This is a genomic window from Pseudomonas sp. 05N433 (assembly GCF_056396925.1).
In genome coordinates this window covers 84202-110318 of sequence record NZ_JBFTML010000002.1, presented here as the reverse complement: position 1 = coordinate 110318, position 26117 = coordinate 84202, and the positions used below count along the sequence as shown (strand labels likewise).

The 26117-nt window shown below is 58.4% G+C and carries 31 protein-coding genes and 2 pseudogenes; 7 read left to right on the top strand and 26 right to left on the bottom strand.

The window, feature by feature from the left end; all coding sequences use genetic code 11:
• Positions 1–70 precede the first annotated feature (70 nt).
• Positions 71–424 carry a hypothetical protein gene (locus AC1DIS_RS01365; protein ID WP_477746555.1) on the bottom strand — a complete coding sequence of 118 codons (354 nt, stop codon included), beginning with the start codon at positions 422–424 and terminating at the stop codon, positions 71–73.
• Positions 421–852 (bottom strand): hypothetical protein, encoded by a 432-nt coding sequence (locus AC1DIS_RS01360; protein WP_477746554.1) that lies wholly within the window; start codon positions 850–852, stop codon positions 421–423. Before AC1DIS_RS01360 ends, AC1DIS_RS01365 begins: the two co-directional genes overlap by 4 nt.
• A gap of 509 nt (positions 853–1361) precedes the next feature.
• Here AC1DIS_RS01360 and AC1DIS_RS01355 point away from each other — a divergent pair.
• From AC1DIS_RS01355 to AC1DIS_RS01345, 3 genes and pseudogenes are all read left to right on the top strand, one after another.
• A complete protein-coding gene (locus AC1DIS_RS01355) occupies positions 1362–2402 on the top strand; it encodes an alpha/beta hydrolase family protein (protein ID WP_477746553.1) in 1041 nt (346 codons plus the stop codon).
• A gap of 383 nt (positions 2403–2785) precedes the next feature.
• Positions 2786–3004 (top strand): annotated as a pseudogene (locus tag AC1DIS_RS01350) (hypothetical protein); the annotation flags it as partial.
• 90 nt (positions 3005–3094) lie between these two features.
• The gene (locus tag AC1DIS_RS01345; RefSeq protein ID WP_477746552.1) at positions 3095–3697 is read left to right on the top strand and encodes a hypothetical protein; all 603 of its coding nucleotides are present in this window, start codon (positions 3095–3097) and stop codon (positions 3695–3697) included.
• Between the two features lie 160 nt (positions 3698–3857).
• On the opposite strand, the pseudogene AC1DIS_RS01340 reads toward AC1DIS_RS01345, so the two are convergent.
• A pseudogene (locus AC1DIS_RS01340) lies at positions 3858–4283 on the bottom strand (lysis system spanin subunit); the annotation flags it as partial.
• A gap of 480 nt (positions 4284–4763) precedes the next feature.
• Here AC1DIS_RS01340 and AC1DIS_RS01335 point away from each other — a divergent pair.
• The 4 genes from AC1DIS_RS01335 (at position 4764) to AC1DIS_RS01320 (ending at position 7899) form a co-directional block, all read left to right on the top strand.
• The gene (locus AC1DIS_RS01335; protein WP_477746551.1) at positions 4764–5954 is read left to right on the top strand and encodes an S-type pyocin domain-containing protein; all 1191 of its coding nucleotides are present in this window, start codon (positions 4764–4766) and stop codon (positions 5952–5954) included.
• 10 nt (positions 5955–5964) lie between these two features.
• Positions 5965–6321 (top strand): DUF6572 domain-containing protein, encoded by a 357-nt coding sequence (locus tag AC1DIS_RS01330; RefSeq protein ID WP_010462328.1) that lies wholly within the window; start codon positions 5965–5967, stop codon positions 6319–6321.
• A gap of 142 nt (positions 6322–6463) precedes the next feature.
• Entirely contained in the window at positions 6464–7189 is a 726-nt protein-coding gene (locus tag AC1DIS_RS01325) for a hypothetical protein (protein ID WP_477746550.1), read from the top strand.
• A 23-nt stretch (positions 7190–7212) separates the two neighbouring features.
• On the top strand, positions 7213–7899 hold the full coding sequence (locus tag AC1DIS_RS01320) for an SOS response-associated peptidase family protein (protein WP_477746549.1): 687 nt from the start codon (positions 7213–7215) through the stop codon (positions 7897–7899).
• Here AC1DIS_RS01320 and AC1DIS_RS01315 read toward each other — a convergent pair.
• From AC1DIS_RS01315 to AC1DIS_RS01205, 23 genes are all read right to left on the bottom strand, one after another.
• On the bottom strand, positions 7896–8855 hold the full coding sequence (locus AC1DIS_RS01315; protein ID WP_477746548.1) for a hypothetical protein: 960 nt from the start codon (positions 8853–8855) through the stop codon (positions 7896–7898). The genes AC1DIS_RS01320 and AC1DIS_RS01315 overlap by 4 nt on opposite strands.
• A 68-nt stretch (positions 8856–8923) precedes the next feature.
• The gene (locus AC1DIS_RS01310) at positions 8924–9556 is read right to left on the bottom strand and encodes a hypothetical protein (protein WP_477746547.1); all 633 of its coding nucleotides are present in this window, start codon (positions 9554–9556) and stop codon (positions 8924–8926) included.
• A gap of 56 nt (positions 9557–9612) precedes the next feature.
• Positions 9613–10407 (bottom strand): DNA adenine methylase, encoded by a 795-nt coding sequence (locus AC1DIS_RS01305; protein WP_477746546.1) that lies wholly within the window; start codon positions 10405–10407, stop codon positions 9613–9615.
• 150 nt (positions 10408–10557) lie between these two features.
• On the bottom strand, positions 10558–11100 hold the full coding sequence (locus AC1DIS_RS01300; RefSeq protein WP_477746545.1) for a lysis protein: 543 nt from the start codon (positions 11098–11100) through the stop codon (positions 10558–10560).
• Entirely contained in the window at positions 11082–11645 is a 564-nt protein-coding gene (locus tag AC1DIS_RS01295) for a glycoside hydrolase family 19 protein (protein ID WP_477748758.1), read from the bottom strand. The genes AC1DIS_RS01300 and AC1DIS_RS01295 overlap by 19 nt, the downstream gene beginning before the upstream one ends.
• Positions 11646–11676: 31 nt before the next feature.
• Positions 11677–12726: a phage late control D family protein gene (locus tag AC1DIS_RS01290; protein WP_477746543.1), complete on the bottom strand. Its 1050-nt coding sequence runs from the start codon at positions 12724–12726 to the stop codon at positions 11677–11679.
• Positions 12727–12808: 82 nt separating this feature from the next.
• Positions 12809–13015, bottom strand: a complete 207-nt coding sequence (locus AC1DIS_RS01285; RefSeq protein ID WP_477746542.1) for a tail protein X — start codon at positions 13013–13015, stop codon at positions 12809–12811.
• Positions 12990–13835 (bottom strand): phage tail protein, encoded by an 846-nt coding sequence (locus AC1DIS_RS01280; protein ID WP_477746541.1) that lies wholly within the window; start codon positions 13833–13835, stop codon positions 12990–12992. Before AC1DIS_RS01280 ends, AC1DIS_RS01285 begins: the two co-directional genes overlap by 26 nt.
• A gap of 12 nt (positions 13836–13847) precedes the next feature.
• Positions 13848–16304 carry a phage tail tape measure protein gene (locus AC1DIS_RS01275; protein WP_477746540.1) on the bottom strand — a complete coding sequence of 819 codons (2457 nt, stop codon included), beginning with the start codon at positions 16302–16304 and terminating at the stop codon, positions 13848–13850.
• 148 nt (positions 16305–16452) lie between these two features.
• Positions 16453–16764, bottom strand: coding sequence for a phage tail assembly protein (locus AC1DIS_RS01270; RefSeq protein WP_477746539.1), 312 nt, complete (start codon positions 16762–16764; stop codon positions 16453–16455).
• Between the two features lie 9 nt (positions 16765–16773).
• A complete protein-coding gene (locus tag AC1DIS_RS01265) occupies positions 16774–17277 on the bottom strand; it encodes a phage major tail tube protein (RefSeq protein ID WP_192351817.1) in 504 nt (167 codons plus the stop codon).
• A 12-nt stretch (positions 17278–17289) separates the two neighbouring features.
• Positions 17290–18456 carry a phage tail sheath subtilisin-like domain-containing protein gene (locus AC1DIS_RS01260; protein ID WP_414868134.1) on the bottom strand — a complete coding sequence of 389 codons (1167 nt, stop codon included), beginning with the start codon at positions 18454–18456 and terminating at the stop codon, positions 17290–17292.
• 103 nt (positions 18457–18559) lie between these two features.
• Positions 18560–19114: a phage tail assembly chaperone gene (locus AC1DIS_RS01255; RefSeq protein WP_477746538.1), complete on the bottom strand. Its 555-nt coding sequence runs from the start codon at positions 19112–19114 to the stop codon at positions 18560–18562.
• Positions 19115–19121: 7 nt separating this feature from the next.
• Positions 19122–20891: a phage tail protein gene (locus AC1DIS_RS01250; protein ID WP_477780722.1), complete on the bottom strand. Its 1770-nt coding sequence runs from the start codon at positions 20889–20891 to the stop codon at positions 19122–19124.
• Positions 20884–21492 (bottom strand): phage tail protein I, encoded by a 609-nt coding sequence (locus AC1DIS_RS01245; RefSeq protein WP_477746536.1) that lies wholly within the window; start codon positions 21490–21492, stop codon positions 20884–20886. The genes AC1DIS_RS01250 and AC1DIS_RS01245 overlap by 8 nt, the downstream gene beginning before the upstream one ends.
• A gap of 1 nt (position 21493) precedes the next feature.
• Positions 21494–22378, bottom strand: a complete 885-nt coding sequence (locus AC1DIS_RS01240; RefSeq protein WP_477746535.1) for a baseplate assembly protein — start codon at positions 22376–22378, stop codon at positions 21494–21496.
• The gene (locus AC1DIS_RS01235; RefSeq protein WP_477746534.1) at positions 22375–22701 is read right to left on the bottom strand and encodes a GPW/gp25 family protein; all 327 of its coding nucleotides are present in this window, start codon (positions 22699–22701) and stop codon (positions 22375–22377) included. The genes AC1DIS_RS01240 and AC1DIS_RS01235 overlap by 4 nt, the downstream gene beginning before the upstream one ends.
• Before the next feature lie 5 nt (positions 22702–22706).
• Positions 22707–22940 (bottom strand): hypothetical protein, encoded by a 234-nt coding sequence (locus AC1DIS_RS01230; RefSeq protein ID WP_477746533.1) that lies wholly within the window; start codon positions 22938–22940, stop codon positions 22707–22709.
• Between the two features lie 55 nt (positions 22941–22995).
• Entirely contained in the window at positions 22996–23583 is a 588-nt protein-coding gene (locus AC1DIS_RS01225) for a phage baseplate assembly protein V (RefSeq protein WP_477746532.1), read from the bottom strand.
• Complete coding sequence (locus AC1DIS_RS01220) at positions 23580–24101, bottom strand: hypothetical protein (protein WP_477746531.1); 522 nt, start codon at positions 24099–24101, stop codon at positions 23580–23582. The genes AC1DIS_RS01225 and AC1DIS_RS01220 overlap by 4 nt, the downstream gene beginning before the upstream one ends.
• A gap of 1 nt (position 24102) precedes the next feature.
• Positions 24103–24759: a hypothetical protein gene (locus AC1DIS_RS01215; protein ID WP_477746530.1), complete on the bottom strand. Its 657-nt coding sequence runs from the start codon at positions 24757–24759 to the stop codon at positions 24103–24105.
• Positions 24756–25076 carry a head-tail joining protein gene (locus AC1DIS_RS01210; RefSeq protein WP_477746529.1) on the bottom strand — a complete coding sequence of 107 codons (321 nt, stop codon included), beginning with the start codon at positions 25074–25076 and terminating at the stop codon, positions 24756–24758. The genes AC1DIS_RS01215 and AC1DIS_RS01210 overlap by 4 nt, the downstream gene beginning before the upstream one ends.
• A 2-nt stretch (positions 25077–25078) precedes the next feature.
• A complete protein-coding gene (locus tag AC1DIS_RS01205; protein ID WP_477745474.1) occupies positions 25079–26074 on the bottom strand; it encodes a major capsid protein in 996 nt (331 codons plus the stop codon).
• Between the last annotated feature and the right edge of the window lie 43 nt (positions 26075–26117).

Sequence of the window (26117 nt, the reverse complement as noted above, 5' to 3'; positions counted from 1 at the left end):
CCGGCGTTTGTCACCGGTGGAGCATTCAAGCCTAGTCACTTAAGGTTATATATTTATCGATACTAGATGATTATTCGGTTGGCAAGGTGTCCCACTCTGGCGCATTCAAAAGAATAGGAGCTACATCATCCTTGCCCCATAGGCTTTTCGGTTGATGCCAATAAAAAAAGTGAGACCTTACCTCTTTAAAAGGCTTTTCTTTATCTACGCCTTTTTTTGAGTAAAGGATGACAAAGTCGCCAGGACTGACTTCTTTATCAGGAAACCAGTATGTAGCACTTACGTCAGTTGTAACTTTATCTTCAAAAGTACTTGCTTTAAGCAAAAGGTACTCCCCTACATCCAAGGTGGATGCCGCCTTCATCACGATGCGCTCTTTGCTAAGATCGCCTGCATCTGCAATTCTGAGAATTCGTAACTTCATGGTTTAACTGCCTTTGCAGCCAAGCCTGCAATGATCAGAACGGAGCCAAAAATAACAATCATCATCGCAGCTGGTTGAGTTGTCCAGATTGAAGGTGCAAAGCCAAGTGCAGCGGCCCCCACAGTTACACATGCGATGTGAATAATCTCAACTGAAATTTTAGTCTTAAAGCGCTCTTCAAATATTGCAGATTTTTTATCTGCAAGGTGAAATTTATCGCGATATTCAGTTAAATTTATCCGTTCACTATCGAGACGCTCTATTTCATCAATTAACATTCGTTGAACAGCCGGTGAGGAAAGCTCCTCATCACTCAGTTCACGACGTAATTTGGCGAAGGACTTTCTGCTCGAAGTCCCTTTCACAGCAGCCGCTATGGTCTCTTCCGATGGCTCTTGTGGTTCAACATCTGGCTGATCGTTAGCCATGTAAATCCATCCTCAATAAAACTGGGCCTAGCGTATCAAGGCCGGACGTGAAGTGCGATGCTTTGTGAAACAGGAATCGCAGCAGTTCAAACAACCGCCTGCTTTTGGCCTTTTCGCGCCCTCCATTACGGTCTGCTTTAGGTCGAATGCGATCGTTGGGCATGGCCTTCGAGAAAGGTACAGATAGGGATTCGAACCCCTTCTTACGTACGTCTAGGCCGCTTCATGCCAGAAAAATCGGCACTTTAGTTCTGTGTCGATGGCGTCTAGCGGACAACGGCGGCCTGGAATATGCCCTAATTTTGCCCTAAACGTCTCAGTGTGATTGGCGGCATTCGGCCGATCGTGACAGGCGGAAAACAGCCAAAAGCGGTCACTGGGATGCCTAGAAAACGAATCGATTCAATGGGCATCAGAAATGACTGTGTATGCCGACACGATGGCTGATATGTTTCCCGCGCACCTGATCGAGTCCAATCGACGCTGATCCCATCAAGGAAGATAAAACAATGAAAATAGTGCTCGGCGCCCTGCTCCTTATCTGCCTAAACATACATGCATTCGCTGGTGACAACCCCATAGGCTTCCGGGCCTCGACGTTGCCAGACAAGCAAAATGACCGCCCACTGGAGTTGGTCGTCTGGTACCCGAGTGCAACCACTGCCACACCGCAGTTGATCGCTGATACTCCGGTGTTTGTCGGTGCCCTCGCCGTCCGCGATGCTCCTCCGGCCGCAGGCGCGCATCCATTGGTGGTGCTCTCCCACGGCTTTCGCGGTAATTGGGGGAACCAGTCATGGCTGGCCAGTGCACTGGTCCATCAGGGTTACATCGTGGCGGCAGTCAACCACCCCGGCACCACCACCCGTGATCGCAACCCTAAAGCCGCGGCACAGTTGTGGCAGCGTCCCGTCGACCTGCAGCGGGCCATCGATGCGGTCATGTCTCAGCCGGAACACTTTGGGTTAGTGGCGAAGCGTCAAATTGCAGTGGTAGGTCATTCACTTGGCGGYTGGACCGCCCTGGAAATCGCCGGAGCCCGATTCGATCCCGACCGTTTTGTCCAGGACTGCATCACCCATCCGCAGCTGGCCAGCTGCAGCGTTTACAAACAGATCAACCCCGACAGCACCCCGGCATCGAAAGCCCGGCTGGTCGCCGATCTGAGCGACAAACGTGTCACCGCCATCGTTTCCCTGGACCTGGGCCTGTCACGCGGCCTGACCAATGAAAGTCTGGCGACATTGCCGGTGCCGACACTGGTGATCGCAGCGGGCGCGCCCTCTGAAGACCTTCCCGCGCGGTTGGAGTCCGCCGACCTGACCAAGCGCTTGCCCCCGGCGACGAATCGTTACGTCGAGATCAAGGACGCCAGCCACTTCAGCTTTTCGTCGATATGCAAACCTGGCGCGGTGGCGTTGCTCGAAGAAGACGCACCAGGCGATGGCATCATTTGCCAGGATGGCGACGACGCTCGACCGCGGGCGTTGATCCAGCTGCAGATTGCATCGCTGATCACCGAGTTTCTGGCGCAGTCATTTCGCAACTGAAAATGGGGGATTCAATTAACGGCCAGCACTTGGCGCGCGCTGCCTGCGTACAGATCAGGTGGGCGCGCCTCACGAAGCATGACAATGGCTCTACGCGAAATCGACTCAACCAGTACCTGACGCTAGCAGTATTGCAAATGTGTCATTCGATCCGGAGTCCCTGAAACGCCCTGGCTGAATTGGCTAAAAAATTAATACAAGTTCGGGCGGCTCTTCGCATCTAGCTGCAATCGGCTGCGGTCGTGACAGGCAAATAACGGCCAAAAGCAGTCATCGGATAATCTAGAATATCCGGGGCGACTCAGTCGACGCAGGTCCTCGTTCACCTGCTCTTTGTATTTGCAAATGTCTTCGAGGTCGCGCACACGCTGCTCCAACACTGCGGCCCGGCCCAGGGCGGTATCGCGGTGGGTCAGTTGCAACTGCTGCAACCCTTCTTCGGCCTGGCTCTGGCCGCAACCCTGCTGCATGAGCAGGTCAGTCCGGGCATGCTGGCGGTGACCGTGGCGGTGATCCTGTGCGTGGCGGGGGCGAAAAAATCTCCCGTACGGCTGCACAAGAAAACCGGCGCTGACCGTTGCACAACCCATCTTTGCTACTAATCTGAAACAGATACCTTATTGTTGGATAAAACATCGTCAGGTATCACAACATCCAGAACCCACCCATCGAATAGAAAGGGATTTCGCATCATGAACAAAGCCAAGACTTTTGCCTGGTGTCCCTTTACCAGTGGTGAGGACACCAACGAGGTTCAAAGCCGTATAAATACATGGGGAAGTTTACTATTGGCCGGTCACCTCATTATTGGAGACGACTTGACTGCCTGGCGACAGCTTTTGGGTACGGTACTTCCAACGCTGTATATTCTGGGACACGGTGCTGAAGATAGCCCCAATATATATTCAATCAACGGCATCACTCGAACGCCTGAACAAATCAGCGAGAGCCTTGAACGAAACATGTCTTACAACGTGAACGCAATCGAGAAGATCAAGGTATTCACCTGCCACGGTGGTAACAGGGACGGAGCCGCACATATCTTGAAGCAGCGCCTCTCCCTTCGCTATAACCGTGTTCGGGTGTTCGGCTATACCAAGCTGACCTGGGACCCGAGCGGCGCTTCCCCACACAAAAGGGCAGGAGACAACGCCCAGACAGGCCCCTCGATGCGCGCGAGCGTAGCAAGGTTCGAGGTGGAACCGAACTACGGTGATGTGGCCATCAACTTCGAATCGATCAACCTGGAGCTCAACACACAGGGCACCAACAAGAACTGGTGCGCTTGTGGCTGACTCTCCAGGGCCCTGGCAAAAGCCTTGACCCTCTATTCTTGCCCGTCATCAGGTCTCAACGAAAACCGAGACTTCCAGCCACGGCCAGGGGTGCCCAATCGCAGCTGGAGAGTCATATCTCTCAATCAAGGCGCCGTCTTTCAAGCAGCGGCGCACTTGGCTATTGATTTGCATTTATCTCCCTTACATATACCTGGCATGCCGCAAGTGCAATCAATCCTTGGTCGCCTGTGTTGGTGATGGCGACAATTCGTTGAGCATGCGCTGGGTCAAGTCGGGCACGCGCTCCTCCATGAACCACGCCGTCGGCGGCGGTACCGGCTGGCACTGAACAGCCACCGGCTGAATCCTCGGCAAGGAGGACTGACAGCCGCAAATCAGAAGTGGCAAGGTGATCGCGCAGACGAGGCTGATTGGTTTGAGCATCGCTCAGTTCCTTGTAGCGGGTTTGCTCGCTGGCCGACAGTCGGTGCTCGAGCTCCAGCCGCTTGTCCTGGTCGGCGCGGACCTGGGCGGCCGCCGCATTGCTAATGGCTTACAGGTCATCGTTGTGCAGTCGAGCTTGCTCGGCGAGTTGCCTCCCGTACCAGACGCGACACACCTACGCCTGCTGGTGCCTACCCGCTTCAACTAGGTTCAGTTCAGGTGTCTGTTTCTGTTTTTCTAAGACACCGACCGAACAGAAACAGACACCAGTGCTTCGACGAAACGCCCCCCTTCTCCGCAACAAACCTGAACATCGACCAGCCGCATCAAAACAGTCTTCCCGAAGTTGAGGGTTCCCAGGTCATGATCCCCCCTTCGCCACTCACCCCTGCACGGCCCGCGATGATGATTGCAATCAGCCAGAAGCCAACTTTCGTGACGATGGCAGCGAGTGTGCAAAAGGCCACCATTCAAACCCTCATGCTAGTGCGGTTACCATCCGCTCTCTGCAATGACATGGAACAGAGAAATCAGCACTGCTAACAGGAATTGTCCTACAGCCAGTGCGTGAACTTCCCGGTAACGTCATTCTCCCCCCGCCTCAGGCCGGGATTCCCCAAGGACGAAAAGGAAGCTCATCGTGAGCGGATACGTGCCAAACCCGCCGAAGGACTACACCTACAGCGGCGGCGAACCTGTTGATATCCACGCCCAACACTGGGCTGAATACAAAGACCTTGCACCGAAGACAGACGCTCAAGCGGAACCGCTGGGCTGTGTGTTTGCCAAGAGCTGCAACCTTCCTGACGGCGTAATCAATCACAAGAACCCAGCCGGGTTTGTGCCTGTTGAGAAGCTGGCCGACTACGGGCTGTGGGCAGTGCTTGGCACCGGGGCAGCGATTACCACCGAAGGCACCCCATTGCAACTGGTGGGCGGGTCTGCTACGGGCAGCGCAATTGCTCAACGTCTTGGCGGATCGCTGTCACTGGGTCTGCTGAAAGGATCAGGCGTTGTTACTGCTGGCTTTGTAACGGGCTTTATCGGGATGCTGATACCGAACACCAGCATTTCGCCAGATAGCGCTTTCTACACGAACGACCAGTACGCAACGCTTGAAGCTGGCCGCACACGTGTGCGTGTCAACGTGAAGACCTTGCCGGACGGCTCCGTCAACGCTTATGGTTTCTACACGGGCGGCAAGTCTGAATGGGAAAACGTCCCGGTCATCAAGGGCGAGAAAGACGGCGAGAGGTTTGTTGCTGACATCGGTAACGGGATTGGCCTCACTTGGACGCCAGCGGCAAGCGGTGACGGTGTACTGGGTATTCCTGCACTGGAAGGCGCCCCACAGCTGCCCCCAGTCTGGGTGTATCCGCCGACAGCACAATCTGACACGGTGCTATCGAATCCTGCGCATCCGCCAGAGTTCCAAGATGCAATTATCTGGTTCCCTGACTCGGGCATTGAGCCAATCTACATTGTGCTCAGTACGCAGCTGGAGAAGAACAAGGAGAAGGGCAAGGCCTTTGAAGACTACAAGGAACGCGAGCTACGCGAAACAACGCCCGAAGTGGGCCGAGAAGTGACGGCCAAGACCAAAAGCGGAGTACGCACGAGGTTCGATATGCTAGGGCGGGATGCAGACGGCAACATTTCCTGCATCGAATGCAAATCGTCGGATACAGCGCCACTGACTCGTAACCAAAAACTTGCATATCCAGAGATCGAAGAAAGCGGTGCAGTCGTTGTAGGCAAAGGTAAACCCGGCTTTCCCGGTGGCACCGTAATCCCACCAACCAAAGTCGAAATTGTTCGACCAAAACCCTGAGGGAGCAGACATGTCCATTACAAATCCACAGGTGATTGATATCTGGGCAATCCCTACTTGGGAACCTGACAACGTGGTGTTGTATATCTCTGACCACCTTGAATGGGGCGGGAAAGCTGAGCAAGGCGAACACCTGCAACTGCTTCAAGACAAGCTCAATACCTACGTTGCATTCATCGAGAGCGGCGAGATCTACACCGAGATTCCCAATGCACTTGGGAAACACCCCATCATTCGCATCAACGGCTTGTATGAGCTGCCAGAGCAAGGCGAGTTCTTCATTGATCGTGCTGCAGAGGTGCTAAAGGAAGTGGGCATTGGACTAGAGTTCGTACTTGACGAGAATGACGCGATACGCAACATGTGACCGGGGGAGCATCTGACAGTACCAGGTCCGATGAGCGAATTTCGGACGCCTAAAAGCTGCTGTTCGTCGCCCAACCCTCGCCGCAATCACACGGCTGAATTACTGTACATAAAACCAGTATCCGTACAGCGAATTAGTCCCCATGAATTTCGACCAGGCAAAAGCGCTGAGACTTCAGCAGTGGCGCTCGACCCTCGACAACCCCTCCTTCCGAATTCAAAACCCGGAGGCGTATCGCCAGACTCTTCACTCCATGAGCAAGGGCCTAGCCGCCGAAGGCTTGATCGACAAGCTTGAGCAATTCGACATGGATGAACTGGCGAACGCCGCCTATTGGCACGTCGTCGAGGAACTGCATGATTCGCCGCCACGCTACTGTGGCGCCTCTTCCTATGACGTTTTGGCGCACGGGACCGAACTATTCGGACGTATTGGTCGTTCAATTTTCCAGTTCGCGAGCTCACTCACCGACCCTTGCCGGACAACCTACGACGGCAAAATTTATCCAGATGGCGACGGGGCAAACCTTGTGTTCAATGCATCCCGCGCAATTGCGAGAATTACCGTTTTAACACTGACCTTGCCTGACGGGGGGCAGTGTGACCTCGTCGAGACTCAGCGAGTTGTCGACGGCGTCACTTACGAACCGATTGAGGATCCTGACCTGTACCGTGCCCTGATCGACACCGCCCAAGTCGCCCGGGAGAACCACAATCTGCGTACGTTCGAAAAGGTACGCCCGCTTCTCGACCTGGCCAGGTTTCACACTTGCCCGTCCTGTCTTGATCGTTTCGGACAACGCGACGATTGCCCGACTTGCGCCGGCAAAGGGTTTGTAACGAAGCAGGTATTCACTGATCTACGCTGAAAGCACTATGTGAGGACGAAGTCATGTGCGGACGACTTTCCCAATACCGAGGCATACACGATTTCGTGGCAGCGCTGAGCATGCCCAACGCCCTGATCAACACTGCCGGCGATCAGCCGCTTGAAGGGTACAACGTCGCGCCGTCGACTCCGGTCGCCCTGCTCCACCTCGAAAGTGACACCCTGCACGCTGATCGGGTGCGCTGGGGATGGCGACCGCATTGGGCGAAGGATCGCACCGCACCGATCAATGCCAGAGCTGAGAAAGTTGCGCACGGAGCATTCTTCCGGGCGATCTGGCCACAACGCACCATATCCCCCATCGACAACTGGTTTGAATGGGTCGATGAAGGCGGGCCAAAGAAGCAGCCTTACCTCATCCGCAAACGGGATGGCACGCCGATTCTGTGTGCAGCCATTGGACAGTTTCCCGACAGTGATGAAGGCCCTGGAGAGCATGACGGGTTTGTGATCATCACCGCCGACAGCGCCGGCGGCATGGTCGACATTCATGACCGGCGGCCGGTGGTACTTGCAGCGGAGCTGGCACGAGAGTGGCTGGATCTGGCAACGCCCAAAGAGCGCGCCGAGCAGATGGTGTTGCAACAGGGCGAACCGGCCGAGGCATTCGAATGGTTCAAGATTGACCGCGCCATGGGCACTGTGCGCAACCAGGGGAAGTCCTTAATAGCCCCTCTGTTAGACGGTTAACCAATTAGCTCAAAAGATACAGGTTCGAAATATATCAAATCGTCCCTCTTTGTTATAGCCATGCAGGCCTTCTGTAAAAAATTACTCTGTCTTCCGAGCCATCTACAAACCTCAGCTTTTTCCTCCTCCACCATAACTTTATCATCAAAGTACTTATACGAAAGTAAATCCTGCGTCATTCCCGCAGCGAGATCAGCCAGACTAAGAAAATCGGTAAAATGACTTAGCTCGTCAAATGTTCTCGCAAAACCTAGCAAGGGATAACTCTTATCTGTAAACTCCGCAAAAAACCTAAGCAAGTGCTGCTGCGACTGACTAAAATTCCCCTTGCGCCCCTCCTCATTTATCTTATCAGTATCGCTCTGCCAAAAAACCTTGTGATCATTTGTTGTAGTTAAATCCAATAACAAAACCAGAACACAATATATCCTGTACATCCTCTCGAGTTTTGAGTGATGCCACTCACCCCCAGAGCCAATCTGTTCAGCGATCTGTAATAGATTTTCTTTCGCACCTTTTTTATCAGCCCCAAAAACACTTTTTATATTATTGTCTATACAGACTGTAAGGAGCAACCCATGAATAAATCTATCAGCAATCCCAAGATACTCCTTTATAGATCTTTTTATAGGCCCGTAGGCGATATCCTTATAAGAGACCTCCTTACTTCCAAGTCCATATCGATCACGCAAGAGCTTTGACTCTTTTTCAAAAACAGACGACTTATCACCTGACACCAATAGGAATGAGTACGTGCTAAACCTCGCACCTTTATGATCACCGCTATAATCAGAAAAAACATAGACTGAACTGTCCTCCTCAAAATTCGGCAACCTTTCCATCCCCTCAAAAACAACGGCCAATTGCTTGATATATGTCGCCCACTCACTATGATTTTTACTGAGTTTAAACGGCCCCTTTTTAAAAGGATCCGCTAAGAATGGTTTTTTCGGCATAGCAATATCCACTCCATCACAGAACAGTTTGATCCGCCCCCACCCCCGCACGGGTGCGCCACTTACGACTACGTGAAAACTCGTGCTATCCAAGGATATACCCACGTATAGAAGGCCGGCACGATGGAAATGCTGACCCTAACGGCGCCCATTACGACGACCCCGATCACTACCCAAATGCCTAGCCTCGCAAGCTTGGGAGGGTTCCATGCTTTATGAGTGTGGTCGTCCAGACTGTCGACCAGTGCCTCAATCTTTTCCTTTCCACCATCGACCAACTGGATACAACTTTGGACCAGTGCTATGCGCTGCTCGTCTTTCATATCCTTGTGATGCTTTGAAAGATGGTGAAATAATACTCGGAACGCTTGAACACGCTCATAAACGAAAGCCACCTCTCTCGCCAGAACGGCGGAAAGCAAGCCGATTTTCCCAGCATTTGCTTCAAAGATAGGACTGGACGCTTGCGGAAACTCCTGCAGGTCCAGAGGTTCACGAGCCTGGACTTGCGCCCTCATATTGTTGAGAGCAGTAAGCAAATCAGGGAAGGACACTCGGATCGAAGCGAGCTCTCCCGCCAGAGCTCCCGCTAAAGCTTGACTATCTCTAAAACGACGGAAGTCTTCAGCCGCAAAATTGTTGATATAGGCACCGCCAAGCACGCCAAGCACCGCAATGAGTGCTGTATTAATTTCGTTCATCGCAACCCTGCTCTCCCGATAAGTAAATCGGAGTGTAGCGGACGCACTGTTCAGCGTTAGAACAACCCTCCCAACGCTGTAGGTTCCCAGTTCATTATCACTAATTCACCGCTCACCTCAGCCTTCCCCTGCCGCTGATTGCTGTTGCAGTAACGGATGTCCAGCGTCTCGAAGTGAAAGCCCTCGAACACCCGCCGGATGTCCGGGTGGTCGTTGATGCTGACCATCACCTTGCCTTTGCATCGGCGCATGAATTCGGCCATTCGCTCATAGTTCTCAAACGGAAAGTCCACTCCATACCCAGCGGTCTGCCAGTAAGGCGGGTCCATGTAGTGGAAGGTGTGAGCACGGTCGTAGCGTTCGGCGCATTCCAGCCAAGGCAGGTTTTCGACGTAGGTGCCGGACAGGCGCTGCCAGGCAGCCGAGAGGTTTTCCTCGATCCGCAGCAGGTTGATCGCCGGGCCGGTGGTGGCGGTACCGAACGTCTGCCCAGTGACCTTGCCGGCGAAGGCATGATGCTGCAGGTAGAAGAATCGGGCGGCGCGCTGGATGTCGGTGAGGGTTTCGGGGCGGGTCATCTTCTGCCACTCGAACACCTGGCGCGAGCTGAGCGCCCATTTGAACTGGCGCACGAACTCTTCGAGGTGGTTCTGCACGACGCGGTACAGCGTGACCAGGTCGCCGTTGATGTCGTTGAGCACTTCAACCGGCGCGGCCTGAGGCCGCATGAAGTACAGCGCGGCACCGCCGGCAAAAACTTCGACGTAGCATTCGTGAGGTGGGAAGAGCGGAATGAGACGATCGGCCAGGCGGCGTTTGCCGCCCATCCAAGGGATGATGGGTGTAGACATTGAGAGCAAGACCTTTACTGTATGGATAAACAGGTGCTAGGCTCGCCGCGCTTCGTGCACGGAGTAAGAGCCTTGGCTGGACTTGCAGGGACCATCTGCAGCGACGGCGACCGGTTTGGATGTTGACGCATCCACTCCGGTCGCTCTTTTTCACTTCGGTGTTGAGACTTCTTTGGCGTAGGCCTGACAGGCCGCCAAGGCAATCAATCCTTGGTCGCCGGCATCGGTGATGCCGATAATTCGTTGAGCATGCGCTGGGTCAAGTTGGGCTCTTGTGGGGCCATGAACCACGCCGCTGGTGGCGGTGGCGGCTGACACTGCGCAGCCGCTGGCAGCATCGGTGGTGTCGAGGAGGACTGACAAGCGCAGATCAGCAGTGGCAAGACGGTCGCGCAGGCGACCTTGATCACGTTGGGCATCGCGCAAGACTCGGTAATGGGTTTGTTCGCTGGCCGAAAGCCGCTGTTCCAGGGCGAGACGTTTGTCCTGCTCGGCTTGCTGCTGCGCTGCAGCAGCCATAGTCAGTTGGTTGAAGGTTTCAGCCTGCAGGCGGGCTTGCTGCTCAAGCTGGCGACCGTAGCGCCAGTCCTGGACCTGCCACGCTAACGCGGCAGACCCGCCGGTCAAAGCGGCCAGCAGCACACCTTGGGCCAGCAGCCGATACGGTGCCGGGATCAGGTCGATGAGACGCATAGCACCGCCCTCGCCCGAGCCCACAACTCCAGCCGATCCTTCAGGCCGTTGAGTCCGCCGTTGATTTGGCGGGTGATCGCATTGAATTCATCCCGATCCGCCAGCGCGTTCAGCTCACGTACCCACCAAAACCACGCGGCCGACTCGGCGGCCCACTGTGGCAGCTCGAGCTGCTCAGGGGTCCGCAGCAATCGCTCGTCGCCAAACAAGGCCAGGCTGCAACGCAGGTAGTTACTGCGGCCGGTGACCTGGATCAGGCCGCGACCGCGAAAGCGCTGGCCATCCCCATCCGCTTCCGGCGTGTTGCCCAGATTTGCGGCCAGGTTGCCGGTGTCGTACTTGCTCAGGTACTGATCGCCGCCCAGCTCGCGGACGTACTGCAGTTGACCCGACTCGTGACCGACCTGGGCGAGGAACGCCGCCTGCCGTTTCGGCGTATTGATCTGCCGGTTCATCATGGAGGCATTGAGGGCGGATACAAAAACGCCCGCTTGGCGGCGGGCGTTGGGCATGATGCGTTGTAGCTGTTGCTCTGTGAGTGACATCGCGGGTCTCCACCTGGTTGAGATTACGGCGCTACCGCTGGAGCTGAACGACCTTCAGATCCTTCGCCGCTTTTTTCTTTTTGCCTTTAGCTTTTGCCTTGCCCTTCTTGCCGCCGTTGCATTCGACCGTCGTGCTCCAGCCAGACTGGGTGTACACCTGCTCCACTGAGTCCACGAGGTACTCACCGTCGAAACCGACTTTGAAGTCCTGGGCATCAATCGTGCGCTCGGCAAACAGATCGGTGCGCCCGACCATTTCCAGTCGAACCCCGGCCGTTGACCGGTTGAAGGCTGTCAGTCGTGCTTTGGCGGCCGCCTCTGCAGCGGATTTGTTCGGGTAGATGTGTCGGTCGGTGTGCACGGGCGGCAGGCCATCCGGCGAGTCGTCGTTGTCCAGGGTGACCACAACGAGTTTTCCGTTCTTCTTGTCCTGGTGCTTGGTCGACACCGCTTTGTGGGCATTGCGATCACCCAGCCGAAACTGAAAGCGGCTGACGTCACGACGACGAATCACGACCACGCCAAACGCCTTGCCCGAGGCGCTCTCCCCACCCTGCCGCGGCATCACCAGCAATTTGCCGTCGGCCACCTTGGCCGTGCAGTCGTACTGCTTGGCCAGGCGGGTAATGAAGTTGAAATCCGACTCGTTGAGCTGATCCGCCCGGGGCACCTTGGTCTGCACCGGGCACACCGGTTGCCAGCCATTACGCGCGGCGACATCGGCGACGATGCGCGACAGCGGTACGTCTTCCCAACTGCCGCTCCGTGTGGTCTTGCCACTGCCACGCATGTCGCTGGCTTTGCCGGAAATCACCAAGGTGTCCGGCGGTCCTGAGAAATCGATGTCATCGACGACGTAGCGGCCAATGCGGGCTAATTTCGTTTCGGCGTAGCCCAGGAAGATCTCAATGCCGGCTCCGCGTGGCGGTAGTGCTACAGCACCGTCGCGGTCGTCGATACGCAGCTCGAACTCATCGGACTCCATACCGGGCTTGTCGGTGGTTTTCAGTTGCAGCAGCCGGTCGTTGATCAGGGCCGTGATGTCCGCTCCATTGGCCACAATACGAAAAACAGGGGTCATGGATTTTTTCCAAAAAAAAACCCGCGCAAGGCGGGTAAGAAAGTAAGGAGCTTGAGGAATCAAGCGGCAGGAGTGTAGACCATCAATCCCATAGCGCTATTTGGTTCTGTGCAGGCGCCGCCAGGTCCGGCAGCGTGATCAGCACACCGGCTCGATAGGGCTGTGGCTCATCGGCCAGCCCCGGATTGGCATCCAGCACCGCTTCGACGGTGCCCGCAAGGTGGCCGTAAACGTGGTAACACAAGGTGTCGAGCAGGTCCCCGTCAGACGTTCTGCAGGTCGTCGCCATAGCGTGCAAACTCCAAGGTGAACGCCTGCTTGCGCGGGATCCCGCCCTGCAGCAGCGCGCTCTGTTCTTCTTCAACGTTCTTCAGGCACCAGGTGCCGAGCACGTCGCCATAACCGGTGGTCAGGGTCAGGGGCTTCAACTGGGCGCCGAGGCTACGCAGGGTGTCCAGTTGCTTGATCCCGCCCTTGAAGCCGGGAAAGATCGCCCCCTTAAGGGTGATTTTTTCTTCGCCCATGCCGACCGCTTGCTGTGCCGGGCGTCGCCCCAGGCGTTCCTGCGCGGCCCAACGAAACTCGGTCGAACGTCGCAGCTCATCAAAGGCAGCGGTGTCCAGATTGAAATAATAAGGCGGCGCCTTGGGGTCCAGCGGCTGGACGATCAACAGGTGCGGAAACGGCATGACCGCCTCCGGCAGTGGTGTACTGTCGCCGGCCAGCGAACCGGTGGGCACGATGTTGGCCAGCGCGGGACTGACCTTGCCCGCGATCTTGTTGATTGCCGTGGACGCGCGGGCGGCCTGCTCTTTCAACTGGCCCATGCGCTCATCGATCTGCGATACGGCACGCGAGGCCTTGTTGTAGGTGGCGACCACCTGACCCACTTTGGCCTGCGCGGCGTTGACCCCGCGCATCACCCGTTGCAACTTCTGCCCGATCACTGGCCCCACAAACGGCACGCCTTCCAACTCCGATGCCGCACCACTGATTTCACTGATGGCACCGTTGACCGGTCCTAGCATGCCGTCCAGGCTACGCCGTCCGCTCTCGCCGGCTGTCGCCAGGTATTTCAGCCCCGACTGCAGTTGCTCCATATAGGCCATTGGCCCTCCTCGTTACACATGCGGTTCGTCATACAGCGTGCGGTTCTGCAGCTGCTGGGTGGACTGGCGCAATTGCTGATCAATGTAGGGCTGCAGCTCCCGCGCCAATTGCGCCGGATCTTTCACGTCGCCTTGCACGGTGATGTGCAGCGGGGCCTGAATCTCCACCCGCTGCTCGATCTTCGGCGGCTCGGCCTTGGGTGCTGCAGGAACCGGGGCCAACAACGCCGGCACACTCGGCGCCGTAGGTTTGCTCAGGGAGCGTGTGACATCGCCCAACGCGGGGCCGTCAGCTTCCCGCTCCGGCAACAGGCCCGGCGTAGCGGCGGATTTAGTCGGCGCAAACGAACGAGCGATATCGCCCATCACCGGCGGGATGTTCTGCCCGGCATTGGTCATCATCAGCGGCCCTGCGGCCGGCAGGCTCTTCAGCGCTTTATCGGAGCCAAACATCGACTTGCCGGCATAACCGCCGAGGGCATCACCGCCCATATAACCGAGATAACCGCCGATCAGTCCGCCGACGATATTGCCGATCAGCGGCACGGCCGTACCGATGGCCGCACCCGCCGCCGCGCCGGCCAGCGTGCCGGCCAATCCCCCGGCAGCCTCGCCGTATCCCTGAGCTTTTTCGTCCGGTGTCACGGCGTTGTTGTAGGTGTCGACGGCCTTGAAGCCGGCGTCGATCACCGCTAATGCGGCCGGCCCTTTCATGCCCGCCGCGATACTGCCACCGCGCCCCACACTGCCGCCCTTACCGCCCTTCTTACCCTTGCCGCCACCAGCATCGAGGTCGCCGGCCTCCAGTCCGCCACCCAGGGCGGACATGTTGGTGACAATCACCTTCTGCGGAATATTCGGGTTGCCCAACAAGGTTCCGCGCCCAATGTTCATCAGGCCCTTGCCCATTTTGAACGCGCTGACCACAGTACTCAGGGCGACCAACCCGGCCACAGCGGCACCGATGCCGGTCACCAGACGCGGGGTTGCATCGGAGAATTCGGTCAGGCGACGGGCCACGCTGGCAATGCCCTCGGCCACGGCGTCGGTCACCGGCCGCAACGCATCGCCGATGCTGCGCATGCCGTCATCCATGCTCTGGGCCATCTCGGCCCATTTTTGTGAGGACGTCTGCCGGCGTTCCGCCAGGTTTTTGTCGAGAATACCGACCGCCTGCGCCGAGTCATTTTTCAGTTTGCTGTATAGGTCCTTGTTCTGCGTGTACGCAGTGAGAGCCGCCTTGACTTGCATGTCCGAAAACAGGTCACCGGTGCGCAAGGCTTGCTCCAGAGACGCGATCATGGCTTTGGCCTTTTCCGGGTCCGTCTCCTTGCTGATCTTCGCCGTGGCTTGCGCCATGGCCGCCGCTTTCTTTGGATCGGTCGCCGCGATGTACTTCTGCGCTAGGGCAAAACTCGATTCCAGCGTCGACATACCGCTTTGCAGGCCGGTGGTCATCGACGCCTGGTAATCAATCCCGGCCTTTTTGTAGGCCGCGACCGTCTCTCCCGAGCCGATCTTTTCCATCCAGTTTTTCAGGTTATTGGCCGCCTCATCGGAACCGCCGGCCGTTTTCATTTGCACCTGCAGCATTGCGCCCAGTTGCGTCACCGAGTCCATGCCGGTGATGCCCAGCTTGCCCATGCCGGCGAGCAGCTCAGGGAACCACTTAGCCATGTCGGCCGCTTCAAAGCTGCCCGCCTGCCCCTGATAAGCGATTGCCTCCAGGGCTTTTTGCATCATGGCCGGGTCAGTGATCTTGGCGTTCTGCCCCAGGGCGTTGATCATGCGCGCGGTTTCGCCGCCGTCCGACCCTTGCCCAATCGCAAACTTGGCAGCCGTCGGCGCGTATTGCAGGGCCTTGTCCAGCTCCATGCCGGCACCGACCAACGCGTTGACCACCTCGGCCACCTGGTTGCGCGCCATGCCGGTGTCCCGTGACGTGTCGATAATCGTCTTGGACATCTGCGTTTCTTTGGGATCGTTGGCAATGTTGGCCTTGATCGCGATGTCACGAATGATCGCGCTGAAGTCCGCGCTGACCTTGGTCGGGATGGCCACGGCGGCGACCATGGCCCCGGCCTGACCGACGCTGCTCTTGAGGCCCGAACGCCCCTCCTCCAGTTGCCTGTGCCCTAGCGCCTTCAGTTCAGCCCCGGCGGCGACCCGGCCCATCACGGTGTAGGCCTTGTTGAGCCGACCGACCTCGATGCCCTGTTTCTTCAGCAGCTCGAGGTTCTTTTCCAGTTTGGTCAGCAGCTTTCCCGCGCCTTCGGCGCCGGCCATATGCGCCTTGCGCCACTCCTCGCGCAAACGGATCGTGTCGCCGATGGTGTTTTGCAACACCCGGGCTTTGGTACCCACCGCGTCCAGGTGTTTGATTTTACTTTCGACGTCCTTGAACGCTTTGCCCACCGTTGAATCGACGGCGCCACCGATGACAAAGCCAAGCGCCAGTTTGTTCGCCATATGCGTGCCCTATGCGTCGGAGAAATGAACAGTGGCTCAATCCGTGAGCCACCACACCAGTTCGTTGAATGGCATGGCCATAATCTCGGCCGCCGAGAATCCGGTCTCTTTGGCCACCCGTTTGGCCAGGGTTTTCAACGTGATTGCATCAAACGCCGTCGTCTTGGACCAGACGAAAATAGCCGCCCTGCAGACGCATGTAATCGACCAGCTTGAGCGCCATCAGATCTGCCTCTGGGGTTTGGGTCAGCGAGGCAAACAGCGACATCTCACGTTTCTCCTCATCACCGCTGCAGGTGGCCTGCGCGGCACGGATATCGCGTACACAGGGAGCACGCATCGACATGCTGTCGACCAGCACACCGCTCAGCTCGGTCGGGTATTTGAGGGCGATGCGAAAGCCGTCTTCGGTAATTTGCAGCCACTTGGGCAGCGAGTCTTTGACCATTGCTTGAGTCATGTTTTTTCCTTAAAGGCCCAGGGCCGAACGTTCTTCCGCGAGTTGATCGACGCCGTCGACCACCAGCACCATGCCGACCATGTCGATCTCGTAGATCAGCCGACCATCGACTTCGAGCTTGTAATAGGTCAGCGCCATGTTGTGTTTGCTTTCGGCTTTTTCACCGGGTTTCCAATCCCCCATATCGACCTCTTTGAGGCCGCCGCGCATGGTGACGATGACCGGGGTGACCTTGCCCTTGAGGCCCTTGAACGAGCCACGAAACACGGCATTGCACGCAGTGCGGTCCGAGAGGCCGAACCACTTCAACGCCTCTCGCCGTACACCGTTGGTGGTAAACCCGGCTTCGAGCTTTTCCACGCCGGTCGGGATCTCGATTTCACCGGCCATGCCGCCGCCCCGGTAGGTGTCCATCTTCAGAACCACCTTGGGCAGGGTGAGGCTCGGCATTTCACCGGAAAAACTTACGCCGTCGATAAACCCGGCGCAGTTGGACAGAACTTCAGGAATCATCAGGTGGCCTCCTTAGGCGGTTTCAAGCACTTCGGTCATCCATTCGTTGGTGACTTCGAAGAGGAAGTTCGGGTTCTCAGCCGGCGGCACGTCGGTGAAGCGGATGCGCCAGTACACCTTGCCCTGCTCGATCTGGCTGGCTGTGTTCAACTCATGATCCGCGTACACCTCGAAGTTGATCACCGCGCCCTGGTTCTTCAGGTCGCGCATGAACGCCTCAAGGCCGTCAGTCACATCCTTGACATAGGTCTTGGTGATCGAGCGGTCGACCGCCCATTTGTGGCCGGCCTGCACGGCGTCCATGAGAATGAACAGCGTGCGAACGCGGGTAACGAATGCCCACTTCGCATCGCTGGACAGCGTGCGGTTGCCCCACAGGCGGAAACCGTCGTCGCGAATGATCGTGGTGATGTTGGCGTTGTTGAGCAGGTTGGCCCGGCAGGTGTCGTCGCCATCCAGGTACTCGACGGCGCGGGTGGTGCCGGTGATGCCGACAAACTCCTTGTTCGACGGCGAGGCCCAAAAACCGTAGGTGGCGTCGGTCCAGGCGAACAGGCCCGCCGTCCAGGCCGAGCCCGGGGCATCGACCGTTTTACTGGTGTCGGCGTCCCAGAACTGCACACCCGGGTCAACCATGAACAGGTTGCGACTGCCGAAGTTATCGGCGTAGGCCATGGCGGCCTCGTCCGTGGTGCCGGGACCATCAATGATGCCGATGGCCCGCAGCTTCTGCGCCAGGCTGTCCATGGCAGTGGCCACCGCTTGGGTGGCGGAATGACCTGGCGCGATCAGCAGTCGCGGCTTCGCGTTAAATAGGCTTTTGCCGTCGAGCAACGCCTGCAAGCCGGTACGCTGACCGGAAGCCAGTACCCCGCCGATGATCGCCGAGGTTTGCAGCGCGGGGTCTTCCAGCTTGGCCACGCCGATGGCCACGATCACCGCCTTGGCCTTGGCGTAGATCGCCTGGCAGGCCTTGGTAATCGCCGCACCGGCGCCGAACGCGGCAATCGCTTCGCGCTCGGTGGTGATCAGCTTCAGCTCGCCGGCTTTGGCCGTGCCACCGCCGAGGACACCTGGAGTGAAGGTATCGCACAGACCGATGATCGAGGACGACGGCAACGAGATGGTGCGCGCGCCGGTATCGACCGAGGTGGTCGTGACGCCGTGAAAGAAACTCATGAGGCTCAATCTCCAGGAATGAAAAAGCCCCGTATACGCGAGGCTGTCAGGGATGTTCGAATTGCTGGTAACGGAAAAGAAAACGCCCCGTCAGTGCGGGGCGTTATTGGGCCAAGCCGGCAATCCATGCGGGGGGCTGGGGGCGGCCTGACAGATCAGGGAACAGCGTCACATCCGGCCAATCGCGCAACGCCTGGCGGTAGGCATACAGGTCGGCTCGCTGTTCAGCGGTGATCGGGTAATCCGGCATTGCCAGATAGTCAGTCGCGGCGATCTGCGCATTGCGCCACGCCCGCTCAACTGCGCGCGCCGCTTCAATCTGCGCCGCCTCATCCAGAACCCAGTCCCCATCAGCCCACACGTAGAACCGACCCGGCCAGCGTTTACCGGTCAGTCCTTCGGGTAGATCGCCAATCTCGAAATGCTCTTCCTCGGCACCGGTATCCGTGTGGTAAACAATGCCGCGATAGTCGGCCAATTGTTGCGGCTCCCCATCGACCAGCGCCCATACATGGCCAGCCGCTGGCTGGTCGAGAGCATTTTCCAGCTGAATGGCATTGCCCGGCAGATGTTGGCCAAACCCCGGAATCTCCGGAAACTCAGACCACTCGAACGGCCCCGCCAGAATGCCGAGCGGATCAAACAAATAGATATTCATCAGAACCTCAGATCATTTTAATTCGGCCCGGATAGGCAATGCCTCGAGGACGAGCCTCTGCCCCACCGCTGGACGCGGTGGTACCGGGAGTCCACTGCGAATAGTTGTTGGTACCGCCGCCCATCATCTGCGTGCCGTAGTTACCAGCGCCAGAAAGCCCGTGGGTGTGCGCCTTGTTCTCGGACATCTTCCAACTACCCGCCACGCGATTCAGATCAACACCGCGCCCCTCGTCCAGAACCTGCAACCACTCGCCGCGTAGTTCCGGACCGCGCAACGTTGTTAAGCCATCGCCCGAGGTCCATCCGCCTTCCATACCAGCTCTGGCTGCCTCAGTGGTCAGCATTCCCGACTGTTGAGCGTGGTCCCACAACCAAGGCCATTCGGCACGAAGTACAGCAACGCCGGCAATCGCGCCCCAGCCGCCCGGATTCAACAGAACAGTCGTCTCAAGTACCGGCCGACCAAGCGAGGTACTGTCACAGCGACCGACGGGCCACCAGCTACCGGCACTATCGCTGCGCAGATGCCACCAATCTCCGGCCCCCATCAGGACGAAAAATGGATAACCCGTCGCAGAAAGGTGTGTGTGAAATTTTATTTTGTTTGTACCGCTCGCCTGGACCACCAGGCGATTAACGCTGTTGTCGACGCGCCGCACTATAACGTCAYGGACGCCCAAACCTGCATCAGCCACCGGCAGCTGTAATGCGAGCGCGCCCGCGCTGCCATCAACCAAAACAAGCCCAAGCTCTTGAGCCGTAAGCGTCTTAGACGCCGAAACAGAAGTGACCACCTGAACGGTTGCGGCACTGATAGCCGCGGCCACTTCCGTCTTGGTGAAAGCATCCGTGATGCCATAGCCCGCGATAGTGGTGGGATTCGTACCGGCTATCACCCGTCCGTATTTGTCCACAGTCACACTGCGGTATGTTCCGGTATTGACACCGGTACGCCCGGCCGCCATTTCAAACAGCAAATCCGTCACGCCCAGGACAATCGGCGCATCCGTCACCAGTTGCCAAATGCTGTCGCCGTTAAGGCCGCCGCGCTCGACATGCACAAACAACCCGGGCGTGACTTCCAGACTRCTATCGGCATCCGCGCTACGCGTCCACACACCCGCCGCAGACACGCTATACAGGCCGTTGTCCTTGGSTGCGGCCTGGTTTTTCACCAACACGCGATCACCGGCAACCARGGYSACCCCGTCAATGGTCTGAAGCCCCGCCAGCGCGATGTTGACCGTAGTCGCCACCCGCACCGAGTGTTTAAAGTCCTGCTTGCCCAGCTCCTCCAATACCTTCTGATCGACGTAGTCACGCGTCGCCACCACCACGCCCGGGTCGATCTTAAGCGTGATGTTGCCGGTACTGGTGACAATGAAGTTCATCCGCACAATCTGCGTGCGGCCCGAACCTTGCGACAGGAGCGGCTTGAAACTCGGCGCGCAGTTGGCCACCGCCACCAGATCGCCGTCGATGTCGTACAGACCAATTTCGCGAATCCACTTCCCGCCCTCATCGGCCGGGATAATCTGCTCGGCGATCAGTACCGTCGGGTTAGCCGGATCAGTCTTGAGCTGATTCAACGGCCGGCGGCGCCATTCGCTGATCAGTTGGGTTTGTGTTGCGCTGGGGATCGGGTCGGTGCCGTTGGCATCCCCGACGCCCATTTCGGTGATCTTCCAGGGAATGCCGAGCGCGTCGGCGTTCGCCTGCTTGGCCATGCCCACGTTCGTGAGGATGGCGAAAAACTGCGAGTTCGCATCAATCATGGTAAACGTCCAGGGTGTCTATGGAGTGTTCGCGCCCGACCACACCGAAGCGGCCCGTGACTTCGATGTCACGCATCACCGGCGGGTAAACGTCGATTACGTCGCCTTCGGAGAGCGACACCGCAATGTTCAAAGTGCCTTGAGTTTCCAGGCTGATCGCTAGCCCGGTCAGGTGCCGGGTCACAGGCTTGGCATCGTCGATCAGACGCTCCAACTCCTGATACATTTCCCCGGTGATCCCGGTGTCCAGCACACCGACCTTCAGGGCGAAAGTACCCGGGATCCCCAAAGGCACGGTCTGCCACCACTCCAGCACCTCGATGAGATAACCCAAGGGTTCGACCACCCGCCGCAGTGCGCCGATGGTGCCCTTGTGTTTGTGGATGTAGAACGAGGCTTTAATCGCCGCGCGCTTGACCGGCTCCGACCAGTCCGGATCCCAACGGTCGACCGACCACGCCCAGGCCAGGTGGGGCAGCAGATGCACGGGACAGGTATCGGGGTTGTACAACGTGCGCAGCGGGATCAGCGTTTGCTCAATGAATGTCGCCTCAATAGCGCGCTCCAGTGGCGTGCTGTTGAGCGGTAAAAGACTGCGCATGTCACCCTCCCAGCACGACGCTGTATCCCGTGCAGTAAGCAGCCTGCGCCTTGGTCGGGGCCAGATCCTGCCAATTCTTGAGTTCGACCCGAGCCACGCCCGCGACATGCAGTTGCGCATCGACACCGGAGCGCGCCACCTCAAGCCCTAACCGGCGACGCGGGTTGATCCAGGCGTCCAGACGCTTGATCGCCTCGGCGAGTGCGGCATCGTTTTCCGGGCCAGCCCCCTTCATGTGCAACACGGCGTCGATGCTGTAGTGCAGTATCTCGGCGCCGCGTACCGTCACGCGATCACCGACCGGACGCACGTCATCGTCATTCACCGCGTCGGCCACCAATGCCAGCAAGTCGGGACCGACCGTACCGTCACCCTCAAGCCCCAAGACGGCGAGATCAACGCAGGCCGGCGAAGGACTTTCAGCGGTGGCATCGGCAACCAACGCCGAGGCATTACGGGCATGCAGGATGTAGCTGTTACGCGGGCCGGCGGTGGTCAGCCCTTCGTACGCCAGCTGCACCCGCTCACGCAGGGCATCATGGGACTCCAGGATCGCCTCGACGGGAGGTACCGCCAGCGGGTCGCCCGGCTGAACCACCAGACGTTTCAGATTAACGTTGCCCGCCAGGTGATCCAGATCGCCACCCGTGGCATAGGCCAGCAATTGCGCTTTGGCCGCATCATTGACCCGCGCCCGATTGCCGAGCTTGATGTAGCTGCCGACCTCCAGCAGCTTGGTGACCGGGTCGCTTTCCAGTGAAGCCGTCCAGTTGTCGCCCATGTGCCCACGGAAAACGCCCAGCGCTTCGTCATACGCGACTTCAAAGTCCAGCGGCTCCAGCACCTCCGGTGCCGGCAGTTCCGACAGATCGACCAGGGTACTCATACCCATACCTCCAACGTGCCGCGCACACCGAGGTATTCGCCGCTGACCTTCAGATTGATTTGCCCGCCCAGTACAGACAGCACGTTCACCCGCTCCAGTTTTAGCCGTGGCTCCCACTGCCTCAACGCCCGAGCGGCCTCAGCCTGCGCGGCGCTCTTCCAGCCTTCGTTGATGGGCAGGTCGACCATGCGCCGCAGTTTGCTGCCGTACTCCGGACGCTCGCGGCGGCTCAGCAGTGGCGTGCTGAGAATGTCTTGAACGGACTGGCGTAAATGCTCGATACCGGAGATGGGCTGCCCGGTGTGGCGATCCATTCCGATCATCGGGGTTATTCCTTCTTCAGCTCGAACTCGGCGTGGACCTTGAGGTACTTCAGCGCTACGTCATCCGAGGTACTGACCGTGACCACACCCTTCGCTACGGCCAACGTGCGGTCATCCGGCAGGATCAGCGTGCGGGAGGTGTAGAGGGTGTCGCGAAAGGATGTGGTCGAGGTGGTCAGCGTTGAGCTGGTGGCGGTAGCTAGATCCTGCACCGCCGAATCGTCTTGAGATTTGGCCATGATTGCTCCGGGTAAGAAAAAGCCCGCACGTGGCGGGCCGGGTTAAACGTTGTCGCTAGTGCGAGTGATGGTTGCTGTTGCCAGCGGTGTCGATAATCGACTCGTCGCTGGTGATGTTCTGCGTCGCGTGCAATGGGCCGTCGATGTTCACCGGCCCCTTGATGTTCACGCTGGCCTCCAGGTTGATCGCGCTGGACTTCACCGTCACGGCGTTGTCCATCACCTCGGCCTGGGTGGCACCCACTTTGATCGTGACCGTGCCGCTGGGCAGGCTGATGCTGTAACGCTTGGCCTGCCAGTCGTAGACCAGCGAACCGCCATCGTCGAAACGCCAGACTTCAACGTGGTCACGATTGTCCGGTGGCGGACCACCGTTGCCATACAGCCCGGGAATGAACGTGCCTTGCGACACATCACCGCTGGTACTGATCAGCGTGCCCTGCTCGTTCAGACTCGGCGCCCGCCAATGCCGGGCCTTGCCGGCCGCGACGCTGTGCCAACGTACCCAACCGCTGACCCATTCACCGTCGGAAACGCGACACACCGGCGGTGAGGCGGCGAGATCCACTGCCACTACGTAGCAGTCCTTGACCAGGCCAGCGAGCATGCGGTCATGCTGCGCGCTGACGTACCCTGCACTCATGACAGATCCTCCGGCCGGAATGCGCCGTCACCCGGTTCAACATTCAGCACCAGAGTGCCCGGCGGCTGATCCGGCCACGGCCACTGCGCTTCGCCCAGGTAGATTTGTTGGGTCCACTCCACGACCCAGACGGTGTAGCCATCCAGTTCGGGCTTGGTCCAGTCCTGCATGGCCCGAACAAACTCGGCGGGTTCCACCTCTACACCCCAGCTTTGCAGGCGCAACAACACAGTGAGCTGCCCAGCCAGAAAAACCGCCTGTTGATGGTGGTCCTCCTGGATTGGATCGGTGATGACCCGCGCCTCAAACTTGCAAGCCAACCCCACCTCTCCCGTGCCCGGATCCTGGCCGGGCTCCATTTCCGCCATTTCGATAACCACCGCCGGCAACCGCACGCAATCCTCGATAGCCGGCCAGGCGGCAACGGTCTGAACACCCGGCAGGTACGCCTGCACATGCCGTTCGATCGCCCCGTACAACTGTTCCAGGCTGAATGGCTCGTCCGCTTCATCGGCCACGTCATTTCCCCTTCAGGTATTTCTGCAGTTCAAAGTTGAGTTCCTGCTGCAGGACATGCAGCAGTTGTGCATCGGCTTTGCGCACCCAGCTTTCAAAGTGCGGACGGGCCTGCTCCAGCGAGACCTTGGCCTTCGCCAGCGGGAAACGACTGTCATGCTCGGCAATCCACCCCGAACTCGCCCCGCCACGCACACTGACGGTGCTGTCGGGGTAGTGGTCGGCATCGAAATGTTTGCTGGCCGTGCGGATCCAGATGTCCGCACCGTTGCCGTAGACCTTCTTGTAAAAGGCACCCTGAAAACGACGACCGGCCACCGACACGCCGGACTGGCCCTGTCGTACGCGACCGATACGGCTGGCCTCCATGGCATTGAGGCCGAACCACAACTTGCCGCTGTTGGCTCCGCCGCTGACTGGATAGGCTCGTAACCGCTGACGCACCGCCGCCACCGCAATACGTTCCTGCCGGCCGACAGTGCGGGCGATGTTGGAGCTGAGCCAACGCAAGGTCTTGTTGATCGCCCGACGCTGGGCATTGGCTGCCGCTTTGGGCACCACGGCGGCGAAGTCCTGAAAGGCTTTCAGGTCCGCCGTCGAGGTCTGCAGGGAGATCATCCCGCCGCTGGCCGAGGGCTTGAAGTAACTGCCGACACTCATGGTCGTTTCCTCAAAATCAGGGCGACCAGACCGTCACCGCCGGGCTCCAGCTGCAGCAGGTCGTAATCGCCACCACCGTCCAGCTCCGGCAGATCCACGCGGATGAGCAGCCCCTTTTTCAGCCCGTACGAATCGCCAACGCGGATCTCAAACTTCGGCTCTCGCAACCCGGTGTTGAGCTTGCCCATCTTGGGTTGCAACCAAGGCGCGGCGAACATGCCAAGCACCGGTTCCTCGCGGCCCTCGATCCGTGCCGTGTCGCCCAGGGTTTCAAACACCACCTCGTCGATGTCGTCGACCAGGTCGCGAAAGGCCACGGTCAGAGCTCCAGCAGGATCTGCGCCCGAGGTCGTGTGCACAGGTGCAACGGGTTGGATTGGGCTTCACCGGCCATGCCTTTGTTGAAGTCCATCGGCTCAATCTTGCTGTAGTACGGCAGGCCCTCGGTGTTGACCGTTTCCATGTAGTCGGCCGGGGCAAAGGTGGAGATGTACAGATCCGGCACACCTTCTGGGATCAGCAAAGCCTTGTCGACGTGCACAAACGATACCCCCGCGACCTTGCCGCGATAGCGTTCCCAGACGATCCCACCGAACTCGAAACTTTCCCGGGCGTCACCACGCAGGGAGGCCGCTTGCAGGGTGTTGAGGTAGGTCTCCTTGACCGACGGGTGAACAATCAGCTTGTTCCAGAAGTTCTGGCCGCAGAATGCGCGGGAGCCGCTGCTGGTCACGCTGCCCAGTGCATCCTCTTGCATGTCTAAGGCTTCGCCGGCACGCACACGCAGCTCGGCATTGGGATCGTTCAGACCCATGGCCAGTTTTTGGCGGGAGACGCCGAAGGACTTGTAAATGTCGAGTAGCACTGTTGAACCGTCCGCATCCAGCACCTGCCCATTCAGTGCGCCCATGCGCTGGAATTCGTGAGTGGCGTCCAACTGGCGCCGCGCTTTGGCCAGACGTTTGTTGACCACATCCTGCACCGACTGCAATTCAGTGCGCTGACCGAAGGCACGGATGCCCTGGATCTCGTCGGCCTTGATGGTAAAGCGTTGTGGCAGGTGCACGGTATTGAAGGGGATCAGCTTGCGCTTGCTGCCACCGACCACCAGGCCCGAGGTACCTCGCTCTCCCGCCGGCACCAGAGCCAGGGTGTCACCGTCCTTCTCGATCTGTACGGTCAGGGTAGTGATACCTTCTTCGCGGAACAGGCCGAGGCCGCTGATGCGGCCCGGCAGGTATTCCTGTTCGTTGATCGCGGCAGTCAACGCGGGAACGCTGAAAGCGTCGTCTTCAAAAATGGCGATATCGGCCATGGGGTACTCTCCAGAAACGAAAAATCCCGCACGCGGCGGGATG

Bases quoted from the DNA above. Each gene is read 5' to 3' on its own strand.
- AC1DIS_RS01280 (WP_477746541.1), bottom strand. From the start codon at position 13,835: ATGGCCTATATGGAGCAACTGCAGTCGGGGCTGAAATACCTGGCGACA.
- AC1DIS_RS01285 (WP_477746542.1), bottom strand. From the start codon at position 13,015: ATGGCGACGACCTGCAGAACGTCTGACGGGGACCTGCTCGACACCTTG.
- AC1DIS_RS01320 (WP_477746549.1), top strand. From the start codon at position 7,213: ATGTGCGGACGACTTTCCCAATACCGAGGCATACACGATTTCGTGGCA.
- AC1DIS_RS01300 (WP_477746545.1), bottom strand. From the start codon at position 11,100: ATGCGTCTCATCGACCTGATCCCGGCACCGTATCGGCTGCTGGCCCAA.
- AC1DIS_RS01330 (WP_010462328.1), top strand. From the start codon at position 5,965: ATGTCCATTACAAATCCACAGGTGATTGATATCTGGGCAATCCCTACT.
- AC1DIS_RS01225 (WP_477746532.1), bottom strand. From the start codon at position 23,583: ATGAGTGCAGGGTACGTCAGCGCGCAGCATGACCGCATGCTCGCTGGC.
- AC1DIS_RS01325 (WP_477746550.1), top strand. From the start codon at position 6,464: ATGAATTTCGACCAGGCAAAAGCGCTGAGACTTCAGCAGTGGCGCTCG.
- AC1DIS_RS01240 (WP_477746535.1), bottom strand. From the start codon at position 22,378: ATGAGTACCCTGGTCGATCTGTCGGAACTGCCGGCACCGGAGGTGCTG.
- AC1DIS_RS01245 (WP_477746536.1), bottom strand. From the start codon at position 21,492: ATGCGCAGTCTTTTACCGCTCAACAGCACGCCACTGGAGCGCGCTATT.
- AC1DIS_RS01295 (WP_477748758.1), bottom strand. From the start codon at position 11,645: ATGTCACTCACAGAGCAACAGCTACAACGCATCATGCCCAACGCCCGC.
- AC1DIS_RS01260 (WP_414868134.1), bottom strand. From the start codon at position 18,456: ATGAGTTTCTTTCACGGCGTCACGACCACCTCGGTCGATACCGGCGCG.
- AC1DIS_RS01365 (WP_477746555.1), bottom strand. From the start codon at position 424: ATGAAGTTACGAATTCTCAGAATTGCAGATGCAGGCGATCTTAGCAAA.
- AC1DIS_RS01205 (WP_477745474.1), bottom strand. From the start codon at position 26,074: ATGGCCGATATCGCCATTTTTGAAGACGACGCTTTCAGCGTTCCCGCG.
- AC1DIS_RS01345 (WP_477746552.1), top strand. From the start codon at position 3,095: ATGAACAAAGCCAAGACTTTTGCCTGGTGTCCCTTTACCAGTGGTGAG.
- AC1DIS_RS01275 (WP_477746540.1), bottom strand. From the start codon at position 16,304: ATGGCGAACAAACTGGCGCTTGGCTTTGTCATCGGTGGCGCCGTCGAT.
- AC1DIS_RS01270 (WP_477746539.1), bottom strand. From the start codon at position 16,764: ATGACTCAAGCAATGGTCAAAGACTCGCTGCCCAAGTGGCTGCAAATT.
- AC1DIS_RS01255 (WP_477746538.1), bottom strand. From the start codon at position 19,114: ATGAATATCTATTTGTTTGATCCGCTCGGCATTCTGGCGGGGCCGTTC.
- AC1DIS_RS01215 (WP_477746530.1), bottom strand. From the start codon at position 24,759: ATGAGTGTCGGCAGTTACTTCAAGCCCTCGGCCAGCGGCGGGATGATC.
- AC1DIS_RS01310 (WP_477746547.1), bottom strand. From the start codon at position 9,556: ATGAACGAAATTAATACAGCACTCATTGCGGTGCTTGGCGTGCTTGGC.
- AC1DIS_RS01265 (WP_192351817.1), bottom strand. From the start codon at position 17,277: ATGATTCCTGAAGTTCTGTCCAACTGCGCCGGGTTTATCGACGGCGTA.
- AC1DIS_RS01305 (WP_477746546.1), bottom strand. From the start codon at position 10,407: ATGTCTACACCCATCATCCCTTGGATGGGCGGCAAACGCCGCCTGGCC.
- AC1DIS_RS01315 (WP_477746548.1), bottom strand. From the start codon at position 8,855: ATGCCGAAAAAACCATTCTTAGCGGATCCTTTTAAAAAGGGGCCGTTT.
- AC1DIS_RS01360 (WP_477746554.1), bottom strand. From the start codon at position 852: ATGGCTAACGATCAGCCAGATGTTGAACCACAAGAGCCATCGGAAGAG.
- AC1DIS_RS01230 (WP_477746533.1), bottom strand. From the start codon at position 22,940: ATGGCCAAATCTCAAGACGATTCGGCGGTGCAGGATCTAGCTACCGCC.
- AC1DIS_RS01235 (WP_477746534.1), bottom strand. From the start codon at position 22,701: ATGATCGGAATGGATCGCCACACCGGGCAGCCCATCTCCGGTATCGAG.
- AC1DIS_RS01290 (WP_477746543.1), bottom strand. From the start codon at position 12,726: ATGACCCCTGTTTTTCGTATTGTGGCCAATGGAGCGGACATCACGGCC.